The organism is Scytonema sp. NUACC21, assembly GCF_054684315.1.
The window spans coordinates 21,945-45,362 of record NZ_BAAFZH010000063.1; the positions used below are offsets into that span (position 1 = coordinate 21,945).

Annotated in this window: 23 protein-coding genes; 12 read left to right on the forward strand and 11 right to left on the reverse strand. The window is 43.8% G+C overall.

The window, feature by feature from the left end; all coding sequences use genetic code 11:
• Positions 1–119: 119 nt before the first annotated feature.
• Entirely contained in the window at positions 120–1,340 is a 1,221-nt protein-coding gene (locus ACYRY3_RS10440; RefSeq protein WP_460201609.1) for an RNA-guided endonuclease InsQ/TnpB family protein, read from the reverse strand.
• A gap of 149 nt (positions 1,341–1,489) precedes the next feature.
• Here ACYRY3_RS10440 and ACYRY3_RS10445 point away from each other — a divergent pair, with 149 nt between their 5' ends.
• Positions 1,490–4,612: an efflux RND transporter permease subunit gene (locus ACYRY3_RS10445; RefSeq protein WP_460201655.1), complete on the forward strand. Its 3,123-nt coding sequence runs from the start codon at positions 1,490–1,492 to the stop codon at positions 4,610–4,612.
• 4 nt (positions 4,613–4,616) lie between these two features.
• Here the strand turns inward: ACYRY3_RS10445 and ACYRY3_RS10450 are convergent, their stop codons facing one another.
• Complete coding sequence (locus ACYRY3_RS10450) at positions 4,617–5,462, reverse strand: 3'(2'),5'-bisphosphate nucleotidase CysQ family protein (RefSeq protein ID WP_460201610.1); 846 nt, start codon at positions 5,460–5,462, stop codon at positions 4,617–4,619.
• A 20-nt stretch (positions 5,463–5,482) separates the two neighbouring features.
• A complete protein-coding gene (locus ACYRY3_RS10455; protein WP_460201611.1) occupies positions 5,483–6,340 on the reverse strand; it encodes a sugar kinase in 858 nt (285 codons plus the stop codon).
• Between the two features lie 85 nt (positions 6,341–6,425).
• Between ACYRY3_RS10455 and rsmI the strand changes: the two genes are divergently transcribed.
• Positions 6,426–7,289 (forward strand): 16S rRNA (cytidine(1402)-2'-O)-methyltransferase, encoded by an 864-nt coding sequence (gene rsmI / locus ACYRY3_RS10460; RefSeq protein WP_460201612.1) that lies wholly within the window; start codon positions 6,426–6,428, stop codon positions 7,287–7,289.
• 154 nt (positions 7,290–7,443) lie between these two features.
• Positions 7,444–7,623 (forward strand): 30S ribosomal protein S21, encoded by a 180-nt coding sequence (gene rpsU / locus ACYRY3_RS10465; protein ID WP_460201613.1) that lies wholly within the window; start codon positions 7,444–7,446, stop codon positions 7,621–7,623.
• Positions 7,624–7,807: 184 nt separating this feature from the next.
• Here the strand turns inward: rpsU and pth are convergent, their stop codons facing one another.
• The 3 genes from pth to psbH all read right to left on the reverse strand — a co-directional run bounded on the left by pth (position 7,808) and on the right by psbH (position 9,152).
• Complete coding sequence (pth, locus tag ACYRY3_RS10470; protein ID WP_460201614.1) at positions 7,808–8,446, reverse strand: aminoacyl-tRNA hydrolase; 639 nt, start codon at positions 8,444–8,446, stop codon at positions 7,808–7,810.
• Positions 8,447–8,459: 13 nt separating this feature from the next.
• Positions 8,460–8,729 carry a TatA/E family twin arginine-targeting protein translocase gene (locus ACYRY3_RS10475; RefSeq protein ID WP_460201615.1) on the reverse strand — a complete coding sequence of 90 codons (270 nt, stop codon included), beginning with the start codon at positions 8,727–8,729 and terminating at the stop codon, positions 8,460–8,462.
• Positions 8,730–8,942: 213 nt separating this feature from the next.
• Positions 8,943–9,152 (reverse strand): photosystem II reaction center phosphoprotein PsbH, encoded by a 210-nt coding sequence (gene psbH, locus ACYRY3_RS10480; RefSeq protein WP_460201616.1) that lies wholly within the window; start codon positions 9,150–9,152, stop codon positions 8,943–8,945.
• Between psbH and ACYRY3_RS10485 the strand changes: the two genes are divergently transcribed.
• The 7 genes from ACYRY3_RS10485 (at position 9,152) to ACYRY3_RS10515 (ending at position 15,367) form a co-directional block, all read left to right on the forward strand.
• Positions 9,152–9,352, forward strand: coding sequence for a hypothetical protein (locus ACYRY3_RS10485; protein WP_460201617.1), 201 nt, complete (start codon positions 9,152–9,154; stop codon positions 9,350–9,352). The genes psbH and ACYRY3_RS10485 overlap by 1 nt on opposite strands.
• A gap of 128 nt (positions 9,353–9,480) precedes the next feature.
• Positions 9,481–10,455, forward strand: coding sequence for an L-histidine N(alpha)-methyltransferase (gene egtD / locus ACYRY3_RS10490; RefSeq protein ID WP_460201618.1), 975 nt, complete (start codon positions 9,481–9,483; stop codon positions 10,453–10,455).
• 298 nt (positions 10,456–10,753) lie between these two features.
• Positions 10,754–11,431 (forward strand): two-component system response regulator RppA, encoded by a 678-nt coding sequence (gene rppA / locus ACYRY3_RS10495; RefSeq protein ID WP_460201619.1) that lies wholly within the window; start codon positions 10,754–10,756, stop codon positions 11,429–11,431.
• A gap of 107 nt (positions 11,432–11,538) precedes the next feature.
• Positions 11,539–12,828, forward strand: coding sequence for a sensor histidine kinase (locus tag ACYRY3_RS10500; protein WP_460201620.1), 1,290 nt, complete (start codon positions 11,539–11,541; stop codon positions 12,826–12,828).
• A 152-nt stretch (positions 12,829–12,980) separates the two neighbouring features.
• A complete protein-coding gene (locus ACYRY3_RS10505) occupies positions 12,981–13,148 on the forward strand; it encodes a hypothetical protein (RefSeq protein WP_460201621.1) in 168 nt (55 codons plus the stop codon).
• 73 nt (positions 13,149–13,221) lie between these two features.
• Entirely contained in the window at positions 13,222–14,502 is a 1,281-nt protein-coding gene (locus ACYRY3_RS10510) for a M28 family peptidase (protein WP_460201622.1), read from the forward strand.
• Between the two features lie 82 nt (positions 14,503–14,584).
• Positions 14,585–15,367 carry a trypsin-like peptidase domain-containing protein gene (locus ACYRY3_RS10515; protein WP_460201623.1) on the forward strand — a complete coding sequence of 261 codons (783 nt, stop codon included), beginning with the start codon at positions 14,585–14,587 and terminating at the stop codon, positions 15,365–15,367.
• A gap of 957 nt (positions 15,368–16,324) precedes the next feature.
• Here ACYRY3_RS10515 and ACYRY3_RS10520 read toward each other — a convergent pair.
• The 4 genes from ACYRY3_RS10520 to ACYRY3_RS10535 form a co-directional block, all read right to left on the reverse strand.
• Positions 16,325–16,486, reverse strand: coding sequence for a hypothetical protein (locus ACYRY3_RS10520; protein ID WP_460201624.1), 162 nt, complete (start codon positions 16,484–16,486; stop codon positions 16,325–16,327).
• A gap of 68 nt (positions 16,487–16,554) precedes the next feature.
• The gene (locus ACYRY3_RS10525) at positions 16,555–16,938 is read right to left on the reverse strand and encodes a WD40 repeat domain-containing protein (RefSeq protein ID WP_460201625.1); all 384 of its coding nucleotides are present in this window, start codon (positions 16,936–16,938) and stop codon (positions 16,555–16,557) included.
• Positions 16,907–18,232 carry a hypothetical protein gene (locus tag ACYRY3_RS10530; RefSeq protein WP_460201626.1) on the reverse strand — a complete coding sequence of 442 codons (1,326 nt, stop codon included), beginning with the start codon at positions 18,230–18,232 and terminating at the stop codon, positions 16,907–16,909. The genes ACYRY3_RS10525 and ACYRY3_RS10530 overlap by 32 nt, the downstream gene beginning before the upstream one ends.
• A complete protein-coding gene (locus ACYRY3_RS10535) occupies positions 18,229–18,498 on the reverse strand; it encodes a hypothetical protein (RefSeq protein ID WP_460201627.1) in 270 nt (89 codons plus the stop codon). Before ACYRY3_RS10535 ends, ACYRY3_RS10530 begins: the two co-directional genes overlap by 4 nt.
• On the opposite strand from ACYRY3_RS10535, the gene ACYRY3_RS10540 reads away from it, so the two are divergent.
• On the forward strand, positions 18,498–19,202 hold the full coding sequence (locus ACYRY3_RS10540; RefSeq protein WP_460201628.1) for a PD-(D/E)XK nuclease family protein: 705 nt from the start codon (positions 18,498–18,500) through the stop codon (positions 19,200–19,202). The genes ACYRY3_RS10535 and ACYRY3_RS10540 overlap by 1 nt on opposite strands.
• A gap of 85 nt (positions 19,203–19,287) precedes the next feature.
• The gene (locus ACYRY3_RS10545) at positions 19,288–19,629 is read left to right on the forward strand and encodes a hypothetical protein (protein ID WP_460201629.1); all 342 of its coding nucleotides are present in this window, start codon (positions 19,288–19,290) and stop codon (positions 19,627–19,629) included.
• A 101-nt stretch (positions 19,630–19,730) separates the two neighbouring features.
• On the opposite strand, the gene ACYRY3_RS10550 is transcribed toward ACYRY3_RS10545, so the two are convergent.
• Entirely contained in the window at positions 19,731–23,354 is a 3,624-nt protein-coding gene (locus tag ACYRY3_RS10550; RefSeq protein ID WP_460201630.1) for a hypothetical protein, read from the reverse strand.
• Between the last annotated feature and the right edge of the window lie 64 nt (positions 23,355–23,418).

A 23,418-nucleotide genomic window follows, 5' to 3' on the forward strand; every position in this document is an offset into this window, starting at 1 on the left:
CCTATTTTTGGGGAATTTTGCATGAATGTTAAGCTAAAAGACACAAAATGTATCACTTCTGCTTGCTACTCGTTGCAGTTTTTGACACTCCCCACGGATAAATCCGGGGGATTCTAGCATCACTGACGCTCTTTGCTTTTGCAGGTCTTGCGACCAACAGAAGTAGGGATCGCATCTCCACTAGCGTTACTTCCGGGTTGCCCACCCGTAGCACCGCAGTTTCTTTCGGAGGGAAACCCCCCTCCGAACTGCTCGTTTGCACGACTGAGAATTACTTTGGCGGCGTTCACATCCCGTTGCTCAATGTGTCCGCAATGAGGACAGGAGTGAGTGCGAGTGCTGAGAGTTTTATACACTGTTGCACCGCACTTTGAACACTCCTGAGAAGTGCCGTGAGGGGGAATAGCAATTACCTCACGCCCAAACTTTTCACCAAAGTATTCGAGCCAACGGCGGAACAAATACCAAGAGGCATCGCTAATACTCTTGGCTAGCTTGTGGTTTCTCACCATGCCCGAAATATTCAAGTCTTCCAAGACGACCTTAGCGTTAGCCAGGGTTAAGTTACGCGCAAGTCTCAAAGCGTGTTCGTTCCTTTGTCTTGTTACTCTTAAATGTTTTCGAGCATAAACACCACGCGCTTTCTTCCTACCAGATGACCCTTTCTTCTTTTTGTAAATCAAGCGCTGTACCCGTTTAATATCTTTCTCGGCTTTGCGAAGATATATTGGGTTTTCTTCATGATTGCCGTTGCTATCAGAATAGAAATACTCCAATCCTACGTCAATACCAATCTCAGATTTAGTGGCAGGAGCTTGCTGTTGATTATCAACAGAAACACAAAATTGCACGTAGTAGCCATCTGCACGACGCACAATTCTAACTCTTTTGATTAGCTCAACTGGATATGTATGGATATCCCATTTACCTAAGAGTTTGAGTGTACCAATACCTTTTTTATCAGTAAAGGTAATGCGACGTTTTGATGGGTGCAGCTTCCATCCCGATGTCTTGTATTCAACACAACGGCTATGTTTTTTGAATCTTGGATAGCTCTTTTTACCTGGCTTGTTGTTCTGACAATTATCAAAAAATCTCTTGATAGCCCGTTCTACGTTTTCTACCGATGCTTGGCAAGCATGACTGTTTAAGTCTTTAACAAATTCAAACTCCGCTCTCAACTGAGTGTTGTACTGGTACAGTTCTTTTTTACCTACACCACGATTATCCATCCAATATCTCAATACTTTATTACGCACAAATTGACTCGTGCGGATAGCTTCATCTATAGCTTTTGATTGGCTTGGTTTCGCGACTGCTTTGTATTCCAGTACCAACACTCTTGAATTTGGTCATTTGTCATTGGTCATTGGTCATTTGTCATTTGTCATTTGTCATTGGGTATAGGACATTGAGCATGAGTTATCCGATACCTCACTCCCTCACCCCCTCACCCCCTCACTCCCTCACTCCCTCACCCCCCTTTAAAATGTTTACCCTTTTCTACCGCAACCGCCAACTTCTATTTCTCACCTTGACACTGATTGTTGTCTGGGGACTATCTTCTTTCTTTGCGCTTCCTCGTTTAGAAGATCCGGAAATTACTCAGCGCTTTGCGACAGTCACAACCTTATTTCCAGGAGCAAGTGCTGAACGAGTTGAAACGTTAGTGACAGAGCCAATAGAGCAGGAATTATCTGAGATTGAAGAGGTAAATACCTTAGAATCTCGCTCTGATAATGGAATTTCAAGTATTACCATAAACCTGAAAGAAACCGTTAAAGATGTTGATAAAGTTTGGGCAAAGATTCGCAGTCAGATTAATGATGTAGTTCCGCAACTACCACCAGGAGCATCACAGCCAAAGTACGAAGACCTAGAAGTAAAGGCAAATGCCCTGATTGTCGGTTTGACTTGGGAGAGAAATACCCCTGCTAACTATGCAGTTCTGCGTAGGTGGGCAGAAACGTTAGAAGATAGAATTCGAGCACTTAATGGCACTGACAAAGTGGAATTATCCGGAGATCCACACGAAGAAATCAGAGTCGAAATCAGTACGGCTGATTTGGCAAGAATAGGATTAACTGCCGAACAATTATCCCAGCAGATTCAGGCTAGTGATGCTAAGGTCAGCGCCGGACAACTCCGCAGTAAAACTGATGAACTGTTGTTTGAAGTTGCAGGAGTTTTAGACTCTCTCGATCGCATTCGCAACATTCCCATTCGTACAAGTACTTCAGGACAAGTCACACGTTTGAGTGATATTGCCCAAGTTAGTAAAGGTATTGTTGAACCAGCCAATAGTTTGGCGTTTATTTCTGGTAAACCGGGTGTGATTGTTTCGGCTACGGTTGAGTCAGCAATGCGAGTCGATGGCTGGGCGGAGTCAGCACGTAAAGCTCTCAAAAAGTTCCAATCCGAACTACCTAGTGGTATTGGTGTCAAGATTATTCTTGACCAAAGCCATTACGTACAAATCCGTATTCAAGGGGTCATTCAGGAATTGGTCACTGGCTCATTACTGGCACTGCTTGTGATTCTATTTCTCATGGGTTGGAGGTCTGCTTTAGTAGTGAGTGCAACTTTGCCCGTGACCACCCTGTTTGTGTTTGGAGGTATGAGTGTCTTGGGAGTTCCCTTGCATCAGATATCGATGACGGGATTGATTATAGCTATTGGGTTATTAATTGATAATGCCATTTGCATGACAGATGAGATGCAAATTCGACTGCATGAGGGCATGAAAATAGAGGAAGCCATCGTTGACAGCGTGCGTCACATAGGTGTTCCCCTACTGAGTTCAACAATAACAACAGTACTAGTATTTTTACCAATTGCTCTAGCTCCCGGTGGTACGGGTGAATTCACAAATACTATAGGATTTAATGCGATTCTGGGGCTGTTAGGGTCACTTTCGATCTCACTCACTATTCTGCCTGCATTGTTAGGGTTACTACATAGGTGGAGACACAATCTCCGAATCCCAACTTGGCTGGAACAAGGTTTTTCCCATCCTAAATTGACCCAAATTTATCGATGGACATTGCGGAAAACATTCAGCAGACCCATGCTTGCGGTTAGTCTAGCGCTGATTTTGCCAGTGACTGGGTTTAGTCTCAGTTTTCATCTCAAGCAGCAATTCTTTCCTTCTGCAGGTAGAGACCAGTTTTATGTGGAATTTGAATTTCCCAATCAAACTGCTTTAAGCCAAACACAAGCCCAAGTCTTACAGGCACGGGATTTAATCCTTAAGCATTCTAACACTGCTGATGTCCATGTACTGGTAGGAGAAAGCGCTCCAACCTTCTACTACAATGTCATTGGTAAGCGGGAAAATGCTGCCAACTATGCTCAAGCATTGGTGCAAATGCAACCGAATGTTTTGCCCGGTTCAACTATTCATACCTTGCAGGACGAGTTGGATCGAGCATTGCCAAACGCCCAAGTTCTTGTACGACAGCTTGAGCAAGGACCTGGAGTTGATGCACCAGTTGAAATTCGTTTATACGGACCGGATTTAGAAAAACTTCGGGAACTAGGTAACCAAATTCGAGGAGAACTAGCCCAGATTCCAGACGTGATTCATACTCGCGCTAGCTTATCAGAAGCCCAACCCAAACTGGAAGTCCGAATCGATGAAGAACAAGCACGATTGGCGGGGCTTGACAGGAGCGCGATCGCCCGCCAGTTAGACACAAACCTTGAAGGGATCGCTGGAGGTTCTGTACTGGAAGCGACAGAAGAATTACCTGTGAGAGTGCGGGTGTCTGACTTCAATCGTAGCAACTTAGATCAAATTGCTACCCTCGATTTATTGCCTAACAAAGGCGCATCTGGAGACAACAGCCAAACTATTCCCCTCGCATCTGTTGGTGACATTCAACTGGTTCCAGATTTAGCAGTGATTCCCCGACGCAATGGACAACGTGTTAATATTGTCCAAGGCTTTATCAAAGCGGGAACGCTTCCTTCGGTCGTTGTATCTGAGTTTCAAAAGCGGTTGCTCTCAGGAAAAATAAAGTTTCCTCCTGGCTACTCGTTCGAGTTTGGTGGAGAAGCTGAAGAACGCGGTACTGCAGTCGTGAATTTGTTATCCACAGTTGGAGTGTTGGGGTTGCTCATGACAGCCACGCTGGTTTTAACCTTTAACTCGTTTGCTCTGGCTGGAAGCATCGCCATCATCGCATTACTTTCAGTAGGGTTAGGGCTGTTAGCTCTATGGGTATCTGGCTACCCCTTTGGTTTTACAGCAATCCTCGGCACCATTGGACTTATCGGTATTGCAGTTAATGAAGCGACTGTTGTTTTAGCAGCCTTGCAGGCTGACTCTCAAGCAAGTTTGGGCGATCCTAAAGCCGTGCAAGAAGTTGTTGTTCACTCTACCCGCCACATGATTGCTACAACCATCACGGATACGGCTGGCTTTACACCACTTTTGTTTGACCCAACAGGTTTCTGGAATCCTCTGGCAATTGTGATTGCTGGTGGTTTGTTTGGTGTAACTGTCCTCTCGCTGTACTTCGTTCCCTCAGTATACCTGCTCTTAAGTCGCAGGAAAGGATTTGCCCGAAGCCATTCCCACAAAATCAACAATTTAAAAACAGCGCATTAAGCTTTCATCTTTCCCAGTCACCTAAAATCTTCTCTGCATCTTGACAAAGAATCTCATGGTATTGACCGTTGCTAGCGAGCAACCCTCCCCACTGATTTATATCACCAGTGTTGTACTGCAGTGGGGAGCCGTCAAAATGAGTGTATTTTCCACCCGCTTCTGTCAAAATCAGTTCTGGGGCGGCTATATCCCAATCTTTCGGTGCAGACTTGCCAGATAGTGAAATGTAAACATCTGCCCGTTGTTCCACAATTGTGGCGATTTTACATCCCACACTGCCCACAGCTTTCTGATTTTGACATGGTAGTTGTTGCAGCAGGTAATCAAGTCTTTCATTGCGGTGAGAGCGACTGACAACTACTGTTAAATCCTCAATACGTTCCCGTGATGATACTTGTAACTGCAAAGCTTGCCCATCGCGTGTTTCTACAAATGCACCGCCGCCTTTGATTGCATAATACAGCTTTTCTGACTCTGGAACAGCAACCACGGCTAGCACCGGGCGTGTTTCTTTGACTAAGGCAATATGAATGGCATACTCCCCAGTTTTTTCAATGAAGTCTCGCGTCCCGTCTAAAGGATCTACGATCCAAACCCATTCCCGTTTTGCTTGTTCGCCTGTGTACGTCTCTTCGGAGATATAAGCAAAATCTTCCGTTCCCAAAGCGGCTTGTAGTTTCTCTACAATGTGTTGGTTTACAGCTATATCTGCTGCTGTTACGGGTTCATTCTGCTTGTATTGCACGTTTAAATTGCGATCGCCTGTTTGGTGATAGTATGACTGCAGTATATCTGCTGCTTCCCAACCAATGGGACGAACTATAGTTAGTATTTCTTGTAAATCTTTCATCGATTTTAGGTTACGCTTCCTTATGAGTCCATCCAACGGCGCGTGCCAAAAAACTGACAGGCGAAAGACGCAACACGAGATGCTTGCTCAAGTGCAGTCGTGAAACTTTCCTGTAAGATGTAGTGACAAAACGCACCGTGAAAAATATCTCCAGCCCCCAGTGTATCAACAGAACGAACAGGCGGCACATTTAAAATACCAGCCTTGCCCTTTGTCAGATACTGAATGGGTTTTTCCCCGTGAGTGATAGCGATATGGGAAATACCCTGTTCGCTAAGATACGCAAAAATCTCTTCCTTCCCATCGCATTGCGGGGGATGAAAATTGGCAGAACAAATGGCATAATCCCCAAAGGGTAATATTTTTTCAAACCCTGGTTTCCAACTACCACCATCGATAACAACAGGGATATTATTGGATTTAGCGATTTGAGCGATCGCACTTCCAACTGCCATCTGATGCCCATCAATAAGCACAATATCAACAGTTTGTAAAATATCTGATGAAATAGATTCGCCGGATGCTTGTGTTTTAATAGCATTGATGGAAATAACCGCTCGTTCACCAGTTGATTGGGTAACCATAATAGAAGAAACTGGTGGTGGATTGTGTGTCGTGGGGTCAAGGTCGGTGATTTCTACTTTGTAGCGTGCCAAATCTTCTTTAATCAGTTGCGTCATTGGGTGACAACCCACTATCCCCAACACAGTGGCTTGATTTCCTAAATGGCTGAAAGCAACAGCAGCATTCGTTGCTGGACCCCCTGCAGCAACAGTGTAGTCAGAAGCTACTATTTTTTGGTTATTCTGAGGAGGAGACTCTGCAAGATAAATTAAATCCAGAGTGACTAAACCAACAAAGAGTCCGCGATTAGTCATTTGTTAGTAGTTAGGGTTGGGAGTTAATAGTAAAAAAGTACCATTATTTACTAGTTACTATCTACTCAACACTAGCTAATTATTTATGGAAACTACAGATCCGAAACCAGGAACACTTTACATTGTCGGCACGCCAATTGGGAATTTGGAAGATATGACCTTCCGGGCGGTGAGAATTTTGCAGACTGTGGATCTCATTGCAGCGGAAGATACCCGTCATACGGGAAAGCTGCTTCAACATTTCCAGGTGAAAACCCCTCAAGTTAGTTATCACGAGCACAATCGTAGCAGCCGTGTTCCGGAGTTACTAGACCAACTCAATCACGGCAAAGCAATAGCCCTCGTTACCGATGCTGGAATGCCAGGAATTTCCGATCCTGGGTATGAACTTGTTAAAATTTGTCTTGAGGCAGGGATACAAGTGGTGCCCATCCCTGGCGCAACCGCTGCAATTACCGCATTAAGTGCAGCTGGATTGCCAACAGATAAATTTGTGTTTGAAGGATTCTTACCAGCAAAAAGTCAACAAAGGCGATCGCATTTGGAGTTGCTCAAAGTAGAATCCCGTACTCTCATTTTCTACGAATCTCCCCACCGTTTGCGCGAGACTTTACAAGATTTGGCAGAAATTTTCACAAATCAGCGTCAAATTGTTATTGCACGGGAGTTAACTAAGTTATACGAGGAATTTTGGCGGGGAACTATAGGAGAGGCAATAATTCATTACAACCAACGCGAACCCCAAGGAGAATATACTTTGGTTGTAGCAGGGACGCCACCCACTCAACTACAGTTTTCAGAAACAGAGATTAAAGCGGAGTTGGAGAAGATGATAAATCAGGGAATATCGCGATCGCAAGCAAGTCGTGAATTGGCAAAAATCACTTCTCTTCCCCGGCGTCAGCTCTATCAATTAGCTCTTAAGATTGAAAGGAAAGAAAGTCAATAGTCATTGGTGATTAGTTGTCAATTATTTGCCATTCAACCCCTAATAGCTACGCCTGATTGGGTATTCCTTATTTCCTATTTTCATTAGAGCCCCCTACTCTTAATCGTAGTGAAATGTCAAAATGGGAGGGATATCGAGATAATGAGGAACAAGAATGACCCAAGTGGTATTAGGTGAGAATGAGGGGATTGAATCAGCACTGCGTCGGTTTAAACGCCAAGTATCTAAAGCGGGAATCTTAGCTGACGTTAAGTATCACAGGCACTTTGAAACACCTTTAGAAAAGCGCAAGCGCAAAGCAGTAGCAGCCAGACGCAAGCGCCGTATGAAGTAAAGCTGTTAGATGCCGAGGTTGCCGACAATTATCAATATTGACCAAGCGTCAACGGATTTACGGTATATTAGCTCACTCAGCAGTATCCATGACACAGCTAACTACGTAATATAGAGAAATCGCGGGAGTTGTCGCTAGCGGCAACTTTCTGGCTTTTTTAGTCACGTTTTAAAGATACAAAAGCTTAAGATTCAGAGTTGTCAAAAGAACGGCTATTACATACATTCATTGCCTTTTCGACGCCCTGCTTAAGACACATTTCTGTACATTCAATAATAAATTGAAGTACAACAGACATGGTCTGATTTTCAGCAACAGAAAATTTCCCCAGTACGTGGGAAACTGTTGCTGAATCTTCGTCGGTCACACCTTTTGGTTTGCCAATACCTATACGCAAACGAGGAAAGTTTTGGGTACCTAGATGGGCGATCGTACTCTTCATCCCATTATGCCCCCCAGCGGAACCCGACAGGCGCAGGCGTGTTTTACCAATGGGTAAATCCATGTCGTCATAAATCACCATAACCATCTCAGGTGGTAACTTATACCAACTTGTCACTGCTTGTATTGACTGTCCAGAACGATTCATATAGGTCAGGGGTTTTAGCAGTCGGATTTTTTCTCCGTTGGGTGCAAATCCTTCACCGTACTCTCCCTGAAACTTGCGATTCTCTGCTACAGAAATTTTCCAAGAACGAGCTAGGGCGTCTATAGCTGCAAAACCAATATTGTGGCGTGTCTGGTCGTATTTTGGTTCTGGGTTCCCCAACCCCACAATTAGCTGGGGAATTACAAGAGCTTTTTTCGCAACTGCTTCTGTCATTTTGCCTGTTTGTCTAGCTTTTTTGAACAGAACTTGCAGTATCGTGTTCTTGAGATGCTTCTATTTGCTTTGGTTCCAATTCGGCTGTAGTTTTTACAGCTTCTTGTATCTGTGTCGCTTCTTTTTGAAACTCATTTTGAAACTCCTTAGAAGCCTCCTGAAAACCGCGAATCGCTTTTCCCATACTGCGACCAATTTCTGGTAGCTTTTTGGGACCAAAAATTAACAGCGCTACGATAAAAATAAGAGCCATTTCTGGCAAACCGATACCAAATACGTTCACACGCTTTCTCCTCTAGACTGAAAAACCGCCGACAACCCACATATAGTTTAGTGCATTGGGTTGGTGGTTAGTAGGGGCGGGTCTGTCGCGTAATCTGATGTTAGCTAGCAGCTATAATGTTTTCACGCCCGTACTAAAGAAAAAAACCCGGAAAACCGGGTGCGAGTTAGTTCGTTATGCTTTCTTTGTAACTGTAATTTACTTTTATGTAGGTTATCTGCCCAAACTCCGCCAATCAACAGACACGTCTTGAATCATGATTGACTTGTTGTAAAGCTGCAGAATAATCAGCAGAAATACGAGAAATAGTGCCATAAAAGCACCCATGAGGGGAGTAGTACCCCAACCTGGGGCAACTTTACCATACTCAGAGTTAAGAGGTCTGAGGATATCTCCCAACCGATTTACACGATCCTTTGGCAATGGCAGTTGCTATCGAGCCGAGTTTAGTAAAGACTGAATTACTTTATATGATGGTTGAAACTGAAGGACGATTTACCACTGGGCTATCACTAGCAGATCGGCGTGCTCGCCGAGATGAAGCAACCAATCCACCTAATGTAGAAGCCTGTTTGGATGTTGATACCGAACAATTTTTAAAGCTGTTTGAGGGACTTGTCTGATGTTACTTAACTGAAGTTGAAACTTCCATCCTCGTTATTCAAGAACTCAAGCATAACCAGAGTGAGTCGAATCCATCGTTTCATGCTTTTGAAGCTCATGTTTGATTACTAGCAAGGAGAGTTGCATAATGCAAACAACATTTCTAAACACTTTAGCACAGCCCAGTCAAAATATAAAAAATCATGGTAAAGACGTTATTCAAGGCTTAAATAAATATCCAAAAATTTTACCGTCAAAATATTTCTATGATAATCGTGGTTCGGAAATTTTTGAAAAAATATGTGAATTACCAGAATATTATCCAACCCGGACAGAGGCATCAATTTTGCAGCAATGTGCCGATGAAATTTCTCAAATCACAGGGGCTTGCGAACTGGTAGAATTAGGTAGTGGCAGTTCTACAAAAACTCTGTTCCTATTAGATGCTTATCAAAAAAAATCCAATTATTGTAGATATATACCTGTAGATGTGAGTGGAGGAATGCTCAAATCTACAGTTCTAAAGTTACAAAAAAAATATCCTATTTTTTCTATTGAGGGATTAATAGGAACCTATGAACAAGCTTTGGTGAAACTAGAATCTACATTTGCGCGATCGCGGATGATTTTTTTCTTGGGCAGTTCTCTGGGCAATTTTCCTCCACAAGAATGTGAGATTTTTTTAAAGCAAGTTGCTAGCACCTTACAAGCAGGAGATTACTTTCTTTTGGGAATTGATTTACAAAAATCTAAGGAAATCCTGGAACCAGCCTATAACGACAATCAGGGGGTAACGGCTGCTTTCAATTTGAATATGCTCTCCCATTTAAATTGGCGCTTTCAAGGCAATTTTGATATCAATTTATTTACCCATAAAGCAATTTATAACCAAGCTGATTCTCAAATTGAAATGTATCTGCAGTGTCAAGAAAATCATTGGATAACTCTAGAAATTTTAGATTTAAAAGTTTCTTTTCAAGCAGGGGAAAGTATTCTCACTGAAATTTCTCGCAAGTTTAATTTAGTAGATATGCAAAAACAACTGGAGGAAAAAGGGTTAAAAATTGTGAAAACTTGGACAGATCCACAGCAGTGGTTTGGCTTAATTCTTTGCCAAGCATAGAATTTAAATCACCTCCCACTTAATGTCAGGTAGGCACTACCAAAAACAGAAAAATAAGATGGTGAATAGACAATACAAACAACGTCTATTCTACAAGCAATAAGTAAGTCAGTGTGAATAAACAGAAATATATTACAAAATGTAAACGCAGCTGAAACTCTTACAAATGACCCTCCGGGTTCGCCAGTCCCCTACGGCGGGAAACCCGCCTACAGGGCTGGACTCACCAATGACAAATGACTAAGGACGACCCTCACCAGTTACTTTTTTTCTTACCGACCTACTTAGTACCTTTTTTATGTTAATCCTTCTAGTAGAAGATGACTTAGCTCAATTAGAGCCTTTGCGAGCTGCCCTGATCAAAGCAGGACATACTGTTGATGCTATCGAGGATGGAGAAACAGCCCAATGGCTGCTATCTCATAAAGATTATGACTTGTTAATATTAGACTGGATGTTGCCAAAGGTCAGCGGGGTGGAGCTTTGTCAGCAATATCGACGGGCTGGAAAAACATCCCCAGTGTTAATGCTTACCGCTAAAGATAGCACTTCCGATAAAGTTTATGGTTTAGATGCTGGGGCTGATGATTACTTGGTTAAACCAGTCGATATCATGGAACTACTGGCAAGAGTACGAGCACTGCGACGACGTTCTCCACTTTGGCAAGGAGATAGGCTAACATTAGCGGATTTACATCTAGACTTGAATAACCTGACTGTTGAGCGCAATCAAGCAAGTACCCAATTATCCGGACGGGAGTTTCAACTCATGGAATATTTGATGCGCCACCCCCGTCAAATTTTATCGCACAATCAAATTGAGCAGGCTCTTTGGGGATGGGGGACAGAACCTGAAAGTAATGCAGTGACAACGTTGGTACGCCGATTGCGACAGCGCCTGCAAACAATTGGAGCCAAAGACTGGCTGGAAAGCGTCTATGGTATGGGTTACCGTCTTAATGTTCCTGAAAAATGACTTGGGTTGGGAGACCAGGGGGACAAGGAAGACAAGGAAGAAAGACCAAGGACAAATGACAAATGACAAATGACCAATGACTAATGACCAATGACCAATAACCAAATATGTTTATTCGCAGCCGTCGTAATTTAGCATACTTATTTACTATCTCAATGGGGAGTATTCTTGTTGCATTTGCTGGTGTCGCCTATTATTTGGTGGTTCAACAGCAATTGCAAGCTTTTGATGATAGACTTTACTCCACAAGTAAAACGATTGTCAGAAATGCACAGTATCGTCAGTACAACAAACGATGGCAGTTTGAGCAAAAGGACGTTCCAGTATTTGACGATGCATTACCATCAGTTAACAGTGATATTATTTACGTCCGTTTGTATAACCTTAGAAAAGAATTAGTGGACTATAATAATCTACCTGGTTCGGCTCACTTAGTAACTGCTCCTGGTTACCAAACTATTCAAATCCCAAGCAACCGACCCAGAGCAATCCCCAAGAACGAGTGGGTTCGAGAATTAACTTTACCAATTGTAAAAGATAATGTCCTGCTGGGATATCTTCAAATTGCTGTCCCTCTCAATTCTTTACGCGAAAGCTTAAATCGAGCAAGGTTATTTGTAACGCTGGGTGTACCACTGACTCTGGGGTTAATTGGCGTCACCGGCTGGTTTCTGGGAGGGCTTGCCATGCAACCTGCTGTTCGCGCTTACGAACAACTACAGCGCTTCACTGCTGATGCTTCCCACGAGTTGCGTGCTCCCGTTGCCGCTATTTTAAGCAACGCACAAGTGGCTCTCATGCCCCCACACGATGAATCCGAGCAGCTTTATCGTTTAGAAAATATCGTGGAGATTGCCAAATCAATGAGCGATCTCATCAAAAATCTGCTGTTCCTTGCTCGTCATGATGGACCGTTAGATACTGCAAAACTAGAAACTATTGACCTTGTTAAACTCCTGCAACCGTTGGGTGAGGGATATCAGCAACAAGCATCTACACACAATCTCAACTTTACTTTTCACATAACCAAGCAACCCGTGTATCTCAAAGCCGATGCAGATTTGTTAAAACAGGCTGTTATGAATTTACTCAACAATGCTTTGAAATATACTCCTGAAGGGGGTACAGTGGTGCTTAGACTCCTGACACAATCCCACCGAGCCATTATCCAGGTAGAAGATAGCGGTATTGGTATTCCAGAAGAAGACTTAACCCATATTTTTGAACGGTTCTACCGCGTGGATACAGTGCGATCGCGTCAAACAGGTGGCTTTGGTCTGGGATTGGCAATTGCCCAGCAAATTGTGCAAGCGCACCAGGGTCATATCGCGGTCAAGAGCTTACTAGGACAAGGTTCCACTTTTGAGATAGAAATTCCTTTGAAAGGGAATAAGTAGGTCGGTATGAAACAAGATAACTGGGAATGGTCGTCCTTAGTCATTTGTCATTTGTCATTAGTAAGGCTTTCCGGGGCATTGACATTTTTTTGTCATACTTACCCATCACACTAGGAAATAACAAGAAACTTAGCCAAAAGCTCAGTACCGCCATGAATAATCAGCAACAAGACAACAAAGCAATGCTTAACAAAGGGCTTGTACACGCTGCAATAACTGCGTCAACAATTGCGAATTACCTGGCAGAGGAGAGCCGTAAAGCCAGTGTTCGTAGGAATCAGACGGGTAAGCACCGGACACGGAAAGTCGAAAATAACTAAGTTATTATTCAAGCTAGATATAGAACCCACAATACTCATCCACAGTGCTTTTTATAACTTCAGGTATAAGTTTGTGACAAACATTCAAGTCCAATCGATCGCGCCGCCCGACGAAAAACAAACAAAATCTTGGTTAAAAACTGCACTGGTGGCTGCTTTGATTTGGCTTCCAACAGCTTGTGCTGTTCAGCCAAATCGTGTTGGGGAAATCATCCAATCTCCAGTTGTTGCACAGACGAACAAACCCAGCCGCACCTTTGCTGATGTAGAAGCTTTGGTGAATCTGGGTCCAAGAGTAACTGGTACGCCAGTCATGGAAAAAGCCAGTAATTACTTAATTGAGGAGTATCGTAAAGCCGGTTATGTGACAGAACTGCAAACTTTTACTTATTCAAAGTTTCAAGACTTAGGTTCCAAGCTGACCGTTAATGGAGAGATAATTGAGGGAAAAGCCCTTAGTGGCACAATTCCGGGAAATATAAATGCACCTGTTGTGGTAGTTCCCAATGTCGGAAGAAATGCCGATTTTGCTGCTGTAAATGTCAAAGGGGCAATTGCGATCGTTCGGCGCGGTGAAATCCGCTTTTCCGAAAAAGCAAAAAATGCTGTTGATGCTGGGGCAGTTGGTTTGGTCATTGTCAATAACAAATCAGGTGATTTATATGGTGCTTTGGCAGCAGAGGTGAAGATTCCAGTGCTGGCACTTAAGAGCGAGAAAGGCACGCGCTTGATTCAACAAGTACAAAAAGTAGCGCAAAATGCAAGTTTGCAGGTCAATGCTCAAAGGTACACTGTGACAGGACGCAATGTGATTGCTCATCTTGCGGGTGTCACGCAACCAAAAATTGTTATTGGGGGGCACTACGACTCCGTACCCGGTTCACCAGGAGCAAATGATAATGCTTCAGGGACAGCAGTTGTATTGGCACTTGCTCGCAATATGTCAAATACTGAGGCTGCCCGTCAAGCCTGGTTTGTTGCTTTCGATGGTGAAGAAGACGGGCTACACGGTTCGCGAACTTTTGTTAAGACAAAAGGAGCAAAGTTTCTTTCAGGGCTTAAAGCTATGCTTAACTTCGATATGGTTGGGGTTAACAAGCAACTGGGTATTGGTGGCACATCGTCTTTAACGGCATATGCTCGCAAGATTAACTCAGGAGTTAAAACCTTTGGATCTAGTGGTGGTAGCGACCATGCAGCTTTTGCTGATAAGGGTGTACCTATTCTCTTTTTCTATCGAGGTCAAGAACCGGGCTACCACACGCCAAATGATAAAAAAGTAGATCCAAAACTGCTGGATGAAACAATGCAAGCAGGTCTGGATATTGTTAAGCAAATTCTAAGTGCTAATTAATTTGTGGGTGGGGAAAACGGAGTTCGTTTCCAAAAAATTTGTGTAAATTTATCCTCCTAAATTTATTTACAGGAAGTCTGCAATGCCCTCACATTTTTCTATGAAAAAGTCATTAACTCATTTGTCTTTGGTTTCTTTTGGAGCTTTGACAGCCCTTTTAGGGGCACATTTTATGCCCACAAATCCGGTGCTTTCTGAACCAATAGCTCAAGTCCCATCGGGTTCCAGTAACAGCGCAGAAACTAACTTTGTCTCTTCTGCGGTAGAAAGAACTGGACCCGCAGTAGTGCGGATAGATTCTACACGTACTCTTAGAAGCCGATATTATGGCAGGCGGGTGGCACAAGGAACGGGGTCAGGGTTTATTATTCGGTCAAGTGGTGTGATTCTGACAAACGCTCACGTTGTTGGTGGTGCAGATACGGTTACAGTCACCTTAAAGGATGGTCGAAGCTTCACTGGCAGAGTGGTAGGGGAAGATAGAACAACTGATGTCGCTGTTGTTAAAATTCAGGCTAGCAATCTCCCAACTGTCAGTATTGGCAATTCTAACCAGCTCAAACCAGGACAATGGGCGATCGCAATTGGCAATCCTTTAGGTTTGGACAATACTGTCACAGTTGGCATCATTAGTGCAACAGAGCGATCGAGCCGTGCCCTTGGAGCTAGAAATCAAGGAGTTGGGTTTATTCAGACGGATGCTGCAATTAACCCCGGTAACTCCGGCGGCCCCTTACTCAATCAACGAGGACAAGTTATTGGTATGAACACCGCCATCATTCAAGGTGCTCAAGGACTTGGCTTTGCCATTCCAATTAACGCGGCGCAGCAAATTGCCAATCAGTTGATTGCCCAAGCTAGTTAGTCAGCCCGAAAAATACCATCCACCGTAGGTTGGGCAGCCACTCGCGTGCGGGGGTTTCCCCCGTTGAGCGATGTGGCGTTTGAGGAACGAAACCCAACACACAATCAAGTATAAAGGATGAAGTATGAAGGATGAAAAAATAAGCATTGTAGTAGCGCGTCTAGTCGAATTTGTTGGGTAGGAATTAATCGATTGGTTGGGCTGTTTTCTTTCCCCCCTGCATAAGGTGCATCCCTGCACAAGGTGCAGCCTCAACCCACCATTTTAGTGTGGACACGGTAGTAGGTTGGGTTGAGGAACGAAACCCAAGACCATCGGTGATTTTGTAGGTTGCTCTACACCTAGAACCAACCTACAATTTATCTTAACACTTCGTATTAACTCATAAATTTAATGACGGTTTCCCTGTTGTAGGGAAACTTCTGCTTAAAAGTACTTCAAACTTAAATTTTCTTTATTTAAAGTATTACATTCTAATAGTTCATTCATTGGAGATGAACATTCACTGTTGAAGTTGTTGTGGCTGTATGAAATCATAACCGCGATTGAAGCAACAAATATTCACGCAACAGCCTCGTAGTTAAAACACCTCCTGCGATCGCAGCGTAGAGCCCTGACTCAAGCAACCATCGTTGGGTTTTATCAATCTCTTCAACAGCTGTTGCTTAAAACAAAAAGTGGCAGTTTTAAAACCATAAAGTGGCAGCAGTCAAAAACCTATAGTGTTCGTGTATTTGCGAGATTTTAATGCGATAGCGAAGCTAACGGCTTAAGCCGTATCGCTTGCAAATCATGTATAACGGGAAAATCAGCGTTCTAGCTCCCCTGGATCTGCCACTTTATACTTTAAAAACTGCCACTTTATCTTTTAAGTTACAACAGCTTTCTCAGAATAAATGATTTCCCCTAGCCATGATATGACAAAAATAACATTTTCGCAGCAAGACCTGCTTCTACTTAGAGAGTTACAATGCTCTGTTCATCAATTGGAGAAATACCAACAACTTCATAAATCTTTGCTTGTAACTGCTGTTCTTTGAGATTAACAGTGCCTAAGGCTGCCAGCACTTGTAAATAACGGATATAAGTTTGATATGGTTGAGTATAATTTTGTTCCACTTCAGCCAAGTCTTGAAGAATTTTATCGAGGTAACTAGTTAGTGTTTGTTCGCGCTAGAGCTATTGTCCTACTTCATGCCTTCCAAGCTTAAAATATGTACCCGTCCTGAAGCTTCACCTGTTACAAGCGGAGTGCCCTTGGACGAAACAGCACAGCAAATAAGAGAACTTTCTCCGCCCCAAGTCGTCAGGCAATTGCCGGTGTTTAAGTCCCATAACTTCAGCGTTTTGTCATTGGATACGGAAACAGCGTGCCCTGTGTCTGGAATGATTGCCACGGATGCTACCGAACTCTCATGTCCCGCAAAGGTACGCACGCAACTGCCAGAGTGCAAATCCCACAACTTCAGCGTTTTGTCGTCCGATGCGGAAACAGCGTACTTTCCATCTGGGGTAATTGCCACGGCAACTACCGAATCCTCATGCCCTACCAAAGTGTGTACGTTGACCAACTTCCATTGCAACAAGGTCGTTGTAACTGTCCGAAGTGATGGGGAAGTATTTACCGAAATGATAAGCGTTGACTATATGATAGCTAAGTTCTTTAACCCAATTGGCAGCTTCATTTATGTACCCAGCAGCATTAAGTGTTAGGAGTCCCAAGGCAATGTCGATCGCATGACCGTCATATCGGGGAGTAAACGCAGGAGGATTGTTCTTAATTAGACCTGCAAGCATCTGTGCGATCGCTTGCATCTGCCCAGAGTACTCCTCACGAAGCTGTTCATCGCGTGTAAACGCGGATAAATTCTCAAACGCTATGCCCAGTGCGCCAAGAATACCGATGACTTCAAAAGTGCGAAGGGGGTACTCCAGTTCATCTGCACCATAGCCAAACAAACCATCCCTTACAAAGCAGTGTTGCTGAAGCTTAATGGCATATGCACCAGTAACCTTAAGGTACGTCAAGAAAAGTTGGGTAAATTTCCCGCTCGTTGTCTTACAATCGAAAAGCTCGTTTTGACGCATCCAGTCCCAGGTACGAAGAATGGCGCGTTCGGCACAGAGTAAAGCAGGTCGGAGATTATCAGCTTCTTGACACCAATGGAAAACAATGTTCAGACTCAAATTGAGCAAGCAAAGTGCTTTCTGGCGCTTGCGCTCAGCGCTTTTATTTTTCTCAGAGGGCAAGTCGCGTTTAAACAGAGTTTCCTCAATGAGCGCATAGAAGAAACGCGGTTCATCCTCGTTTTGGTCAGCTAGTGCGATCGTTTTACGCAGATGCTTTTGAGTGGATTCTGGAAACAAGTACTCATCAAGAAAATACTGTTCGATAAGCAAAGTCAGCCGATCGCCACCCCAAAAGTCAAACTCAATCTCGCCATATTTTGGATCGATCCCCGTGTACCTATGAACAAAGTTGACCCAGTCCGGTTCAACATCTTGTTTTAATTCACCCCCAGTAGCAAGGATAATTTTCTTTGGTAGTGCCTCGTGTTCTGGTCGGACACGGTTACGCAAGTACGAGTCAAGTATTTCGTTGAGCGACGGACGCACGGCATTTTTCCCTGCATCCCAGTCGGTGCGAGAAATATCCCCCTCTTTCACAGTGAATAAAAATAGTTTCTGCTTGTTGTCTTTAGGGTCAATACCAACAGCAGGAATATCAACACCAAATTGGCGCGGGCCACCAGCAGGACGACTTAATAAATCAATTCCCATCATCAAAAGAAGGTCGGGGAGTAGCGCATCTATCTCTTTTGACTCTTTGAGCATACTGAGATACTCGCGGATAACCAACTTCATACATCATTCTCCTCGGTGATTTCATCTTCTGTTCCGTTTTGCTTATCTTGCAACCCAACATTCTGCCACTGAAGACGTTGATGAAATTGTCCGAGGGGGTCGATAAATTCTCCTTGTGGCAATTCGCACTCATAGGAAAACGCGGCAAATGGGGACGGGTCTGTAAATTCCCCATCTCGCTCATAGGAAATACCGCGACCGTACTTAATTCTGACCTTTGGTAATATACTCGCAAACACAGAACGTCGTTCTGCTTCTTGCATCATTGCGGTCTGCTGCTTCCACTTGGCTATTCTGCTATGTCGCAGATGATGACCTTCCTATTCCTGGTAACACCTACTATAGTGTTGGTGCGATTCAAGGGCAAACCAAAGATCCTAAGTCAGAGGCAGCTCTACAGAAATGGGAGCGTCAGGTAGGTAAACAAGAAGCGGAACGCATTCGCAACGAGGCGATCGGTGCTGGGAAGGCAGCCCATGCCGTTCTTCACTCCCGCCTAACTGGAGAGGTTTCCAGCCCTGTTAGCAGTCGCTACGAGCCTTACCTTCGCGCCCTTGAGCAAGTGCTTCCCAACTTCGACCAGCCGCTCCTCTCCGAGCAAATGGTTGTTAACTTCAAGTACCGCTACTATGGCGTAATAGACCAACTCTGCCCCTATAAAGGCAAGCTCACTCTAAGTGACCTCAAGACATCCTCTAAGGCAAAGACCTCGATGGACTGGATTCAAGATAAGGTACAGCAGTTAGCGGCTTACTACCTGGCGCTGGAATCGCTGTACGACTTGGAGCAGGCAGCCCTTATTTACCTTATTGGTGACGCTACCCACGACGAATTCATCTTTACCCCAGCACAGATGGAACTCTACAAGCATAACTGGCTCGAACGCCTTGACCTATTCCGTCGGCGGGAGTTGGTAGGCTTTGACTCCTCTCGCCTTGAGGAACCGTGTCTTTTAGTTTCTAAACGCTAATCCACCTTTTAGGCGCGGATGCACTGCTGACAACCAACGGTGCATTTACCTTTCATCTTGCAATTTTTCGTATGGAGTATTATCAATGAGCATAGTTTGGGACGATTACGAATTTGAAGGACCGTGGAGTCTAAATACTTGGAACCCGCCCGATCGCGCAGGTGTATATGCCATCATGTGCAAGCCTTATCCTCTAACCCAGCCAGACACGTATCAAATCATTTACTTTGGTGAAACTGAGAACTTTGCCGATCGAGGTTTTCCTAGGAGCCATCATGCCTCTCAATGCTGGATTAAGCAAGCGGGCAATCAATTGAACCTTTATGTGGGCGTGTATCGTATGCCAGGATCTACCAAGGCTCAACGTCTGTTAGTAGAGAGCAAGCTGACACAGAGATACCGTCCAGCTTGCAACCTTGGTGTCTAGAGTGGTTGTATTGCAAAAACAGGGAGGGGTGGTCAAGTAGGAACTTACCCCTGCTAATAACTTGGGACGTAAAGTTGAGGAGAACATTATTACTCTACCCCCTACTTGCCATCCGAAAGCAAATCCCGATACTCCCAGTGACCGCGTTCGCCCAAACGGTGGATAATAGACTCAGCAACCTGTCTTGCTTTGTCATTGTTGCCCTTAATGGCAGTAGTCAGGATAGTTTTAGCATCATTATGCCAGCCATAGATACCCCACCCTTTCTTGTCTTTCTCGATTATCAGTTTGAGGCACTCAACTGCTGACTCTGGCATCACATCAGCAAGCTTAGCTAGATGTTTCAGTACCAAAAACTCAGGATCTACTTTACCAACTAGCTCAAGAACCTGTTTGAATTGTGCAATAGCCCAACAATCATCGAATTTTGCGGAGCCGAACCACCAACCAAAAGTAGCAATTTCACTAGCATAGGAACTAGGGCCAGTAGAACTACGTACTGTGTCAATACGTTTTTCCCAAAGCAATTGAAGCCGATTAAGGATTTCTGGAGCTATCGCGTTTTTTGCCTTGTGGAGGCTTCGCCCTACAAATTCGAGAGCATAACTACGCAGCGCATCAGAAGCTAATTCAAAGAACCGTGCCAGTAATCCTTCTGACTCATCCAAATTTAGCTTTCCACGCCAATAGAGGGTCATCAAGTGCTGAGAAAGACCTTTATCAGGATGTGTCAGTTTTGGTGTTTCAATCAAGGCTGAGGCGATCTGTTCGACTGTATAGCAGTATTCTTCACGCATTATATCGAAAACGTTGTCATACACATTAGAATTCGTAATGTAGCTTTCCCAAGCAGCACGTCGCATATCGCTGAAAATCTCATCTCGTGGGAAAATTTTCCTTATACTCTGACTTGCCCAGTGCCGATCTAGTAAATTTAGCCAAGGAAACCACTCACCATAGACTGTGCGGATTGCAAGGGATGGCTCTTTGTCTGGGTTAAGATGCTCATCAAGTACGAGCCGTACTTCAGGCATATTGTCAAAACCCTGCTCCAACCGCTCTGTTCCCTCAGATATTTGCTCAAAATGGCGTCGAATCCAGAGGGCATAGCGCACAACTGTACGCATCGCTTCCCCACGAACTGTATTAATCGCGAGTTGACTGGGATTATTATTAGAGCTACGATAGCCCATCTCTCTTTCGGGCGTGGGGTCTGGATCTTGAGTTAGAAGACTGAGCGTATTCCAAACGTGTTGGCGGAGATTATACGGAATTCCAATTGTATCAACTGTCAATCCGACTCCAAGCAAGTCTGCTACTGTTCGGCAAGGTTCAAGCCAATCCCAATTGGGGTTGTTATCAGTTGTCTGAGACTTTTGAACTTGCTCAGACTCCTGGGCTAACCAACCGCAAAGACTGAGAACAGATGCCCAATCAAATTCTTTTACTTCTTTCTGTTGTCCTGACTGATTATTTAAAGCTTGGCGCAGCCCTCTAAGCAGGTTCGTTAGGTATATTGGATGCAAACCTTGGAACTGAGCGGATGCTTGTGCATAGCGTTTGGGATTTTTTTCAGCTAGCCTTTCCAGAGCAGATCCGAACCCTTGACGTGACGGTTCTTCAAAGGAATGTGTAGAATTTGGTTGCCATGTTCTGAGAAAGGAAACGAGTTCCTCAATACTCATAGATTCCAATTCTAAATCTGTCTTTGGACTTACAACGCCTAAAATCTTAACTTCACCTACTCCTCCAGAAACAATTTCTGAAAGTTCAACAGCACCAAACTCATTAATTAGTTGGTCATAACGTTGTTGCCACTGTGTTGGAAGGCTGTCTTTTAGTAGTTCCAGCTTGTTCATCTGCCAATATCTTACCCATTCAGCTTTTTTCTCGCGATCCTCTAGCCAAGACAAGTCAAGCTCAGGAGCTTCAATCCATCTAAAAATCTTCTCTTGCTCCTCCCTAGGAAGTTGAGCAAAATGCTCTTTGAGTAAAAGTGCATATTCATAATCCTCGTAAGAACTGGTATCTGTGAAACGCTTACAGTCAACCAGCCTTTCAATAAGTAAATCGGGGTTTGCATTTGGGAACTTACGAATCAGGTAAAGTGCGATGCGATGAAAAATTCGCCAATGCCACTGTTCCAGAGTAAGGACTATAGCTCCCATGTTCGCTGGCTCGTCCTTAATAATCTGCTCTGCGCCATCTCTAACTGCTTCTACCAGAAGTTCTTTAACCTCATAAGGAGGATCGTTTCGAGGGTGATCCTCAATTGCATATCGCCAGTAACGTGAATTATCCTCCCAGATGGGTGAGTTTTTCTGCAGTTGTTCAATTTCTTCATCGCGGTGGGAGAACTTAATCGCATCAAATAGCAGAAAACCCAACATCTTTAAAACATCTGTTTCATCTTTACCTGCTACTTTCACTAATTCAGGCAATTCCAGCACATACTTTTTAAGAATTTCTTCATAGTGCCAGTTATCCAACCGTGTTCGCGGTTCGGGGCGGGGACGGTAAACTCTGTTGTCATTTGCTTCCTTATTATTCACATCAGGGTCTGGCATAACAGCGAGTAGCGTTCGAGCTAAGTCTAGTGCCTTTTTAACTTGACCACCCTTGGCAAGATGTACTATGAAAGCACCAATTTTCTCTGCAAGTAAACTTAACGAGTATGATGATTCAACCCAAGTTTTAACTTTACCAACCAGTTGCACCGCTATTTCAGGACGCATCTGAAGTGCAGCGTCAACAAAGTCTTCATGGACACTGGGATTATTTGTTTCTATTTCTTGTGCAATTTTCAACACAGCATCCTGTTGGTGAGTAGCCATTCGTGCTAGATAGCGAGACTGGGGCCACATTGGAAAGCTAACAGTGCCTTGGCTTACATCTTCAATAACCTGGGGAGGGTTCTGGAAAAAACCTTTGTCCTTCAATGGCTTAATCCACTTTGGATTTTGTAGATGATTGAAAAAGTAACTGAAATGCTGAGGGTGAATCAGCAATGCCATAGCTTGTTCAAACTGTTTAGGATTGGCTTCTTTTAAGATTTCATCGAGTTTATCTACAGTGTCGTAAAACTTTTGAGAAACTGCGGCGAGAAATGACTCGAATACCTCAAACTGCTGGCGGAGTTTCTGCTCATAGGAAGCTAGTTTATCTTTACCACTATCGTGGGTGTTCTCCATGAACCACTCTGTTACTTCCCACCAATGATCGACTATAGGAAGCAATGTATTGCGGATAGGTTTATTTTCAAAAATACACGACTCAAAAAAGCGAATCGCTTTTTCCTTGTTATTTACACTTACTGCTATATGTTTTTTGAGAAGTTTTTGTATATTATTAAAAAGTTGAAGCGGAATGGGAATGTTTCCGTCATTTGAAGGTGCTTCATTCAAGCTAAAGCCACTACTTTGCCAAATTGCTAAAAGTTGATCTACTTCATCCTTATAGTTAAGCCTTTCGCCACTTTTTTCATTAGAGATATAATCAGGCAACCGATTACGGATCTCACGAACAGCATGAGACACAAATCGTAATCTCCCACGAACTGGTCTTTCAAAAATTAAGCAAACTGCACCCTCATAAAGTTCTGCCAAAGGGGGAGCCTGTTCATTTAACCAAGCACATATCGACATACGGGTAGATGTCCAGTGTGCTGGTGGTATTGGAGGTGCATCAGACAAGATAGGATTTAGCTGTTTACTATTAAATTCCATAACTTCTGGGAAGGAACAACGCGAAAAAGTGAGACCCGAGCCTCGATGTAACTTTAATAGCTTT

Excerpts from the sequence above, each read along its gene's own strand:
- ACYRY3_RS10445 (WP_460201655.1), top strand. The coding sequence starts at position 1,490 with ATGTTTACCCTTTTCTACCGCAACCGCCAACTTCTATTTCTCACCTTG.
- ACYRY3_RS10450 (WP_460201610.1), bottom strand. The coding sequence starts at position 5,462 with ATGAAAGATTTACAAGAAATACTAACTATAGTTCGTCCCATTGGTTGG.
- ACYRY3_RS10455 (WP_460201611.1), bottom strand. The coding sequence starts at position 6,340 with ATGACTAATCGCGGACTCTTTGTTGGTTTAGTCACTCTGGATTTAATT.
- rsmI (WP_460201612.1), top strand. The coding sequence starts at position 6,426 with ATGGAAACTACAGATCCGAAACCAGGAACACTTTACATTGTCGGCACG.
- rpsU (WP_460201613.1), top strand. The coding sequence starts at position 7,444 with ATGACCCAAGTGGTATTAGGTGAGAATGAGGGGATTGAATCAGCACTG.
- pth (WP_460201614.1), bottom strand. The coding sequence starts at position 8,446 with ATGACAGAAGCAGTTGCGAAAAAAGCTCTTGTAATTCCCCAGCTAATT.
- ACYRY3_RS10485 (WP_460201617.1), top strand. The coding sequence starts at position 9,152 with ATGGCAGTTGCTATCGAGCCGAGTTTAGTAAAGACTGAATTACTTTAT.
- egtD (WP_460201618.1), top strand. The coding sequence starts at position 9,481 with ATGCAAACAACATTTCTAAACACTTTAGCACAGCCCAGTCAAAATATA.
- rppA (WP_460201619.1), top strand. The coding sequence starts at position 10,754 with ATGTTAATCCTTCTAGTAGAAGATGACTTAGCTCAATTAGAGCCTTTG.
- ACYRY3_RS10500 (WP_460201620.1), top strand. The coding sequence starts at position 11,539 with ATGTTTATTCGCAGCCGTCGTAATTTAGCATACTTATTTACTATCTCA.
- ACYRY3_RS10505 (WP_460201621.1), top strand. The coding sequence starts at position 12,981 with ATGAATAATCAGCAACAAGACAACAAAGCAATGCTTAACAAAGGGCTT.
- ACYRY3_RS10515 (WP_460201623.1), top strand. The coding sequence starts at position 14,585 with ATGCCCTCACATTTTTCTATGAAAAAGTCATTAACTCATTTGTCTTTG.
- ACYRY3_RS10530 (WP_460201626.1), bottom strand. The coding sequence starts at position 18,232 with ATGAAGTTGGTTATCCGCGAGTATCTCAGTATGCTCAAAGAGTCAAAA.
- ACYRY3_RS10535 (WP_460201627.1), bottom strand. The coding sequence starts at position 18,498 with ATGATGCAAGAAGCAGAACGACGTTCTGTGTTTGCGAGTATATTACCA.
- ACYRY3_RS10545 (WP_460201629.1), top strand. The coding sequence starts at position 19,288 with ATGAGCATAGTTTGGGACGATTACGAATTTGAAGGACCGTGGAGTCTA.
- ACYRY3_RS10550 (WP_460201630.1), bottom strand. The coding sequence starts at position 23,354 with ATGGAATTTAATAGTAAACAGCTAAATCCTATCTTGTCTGATGCACCT.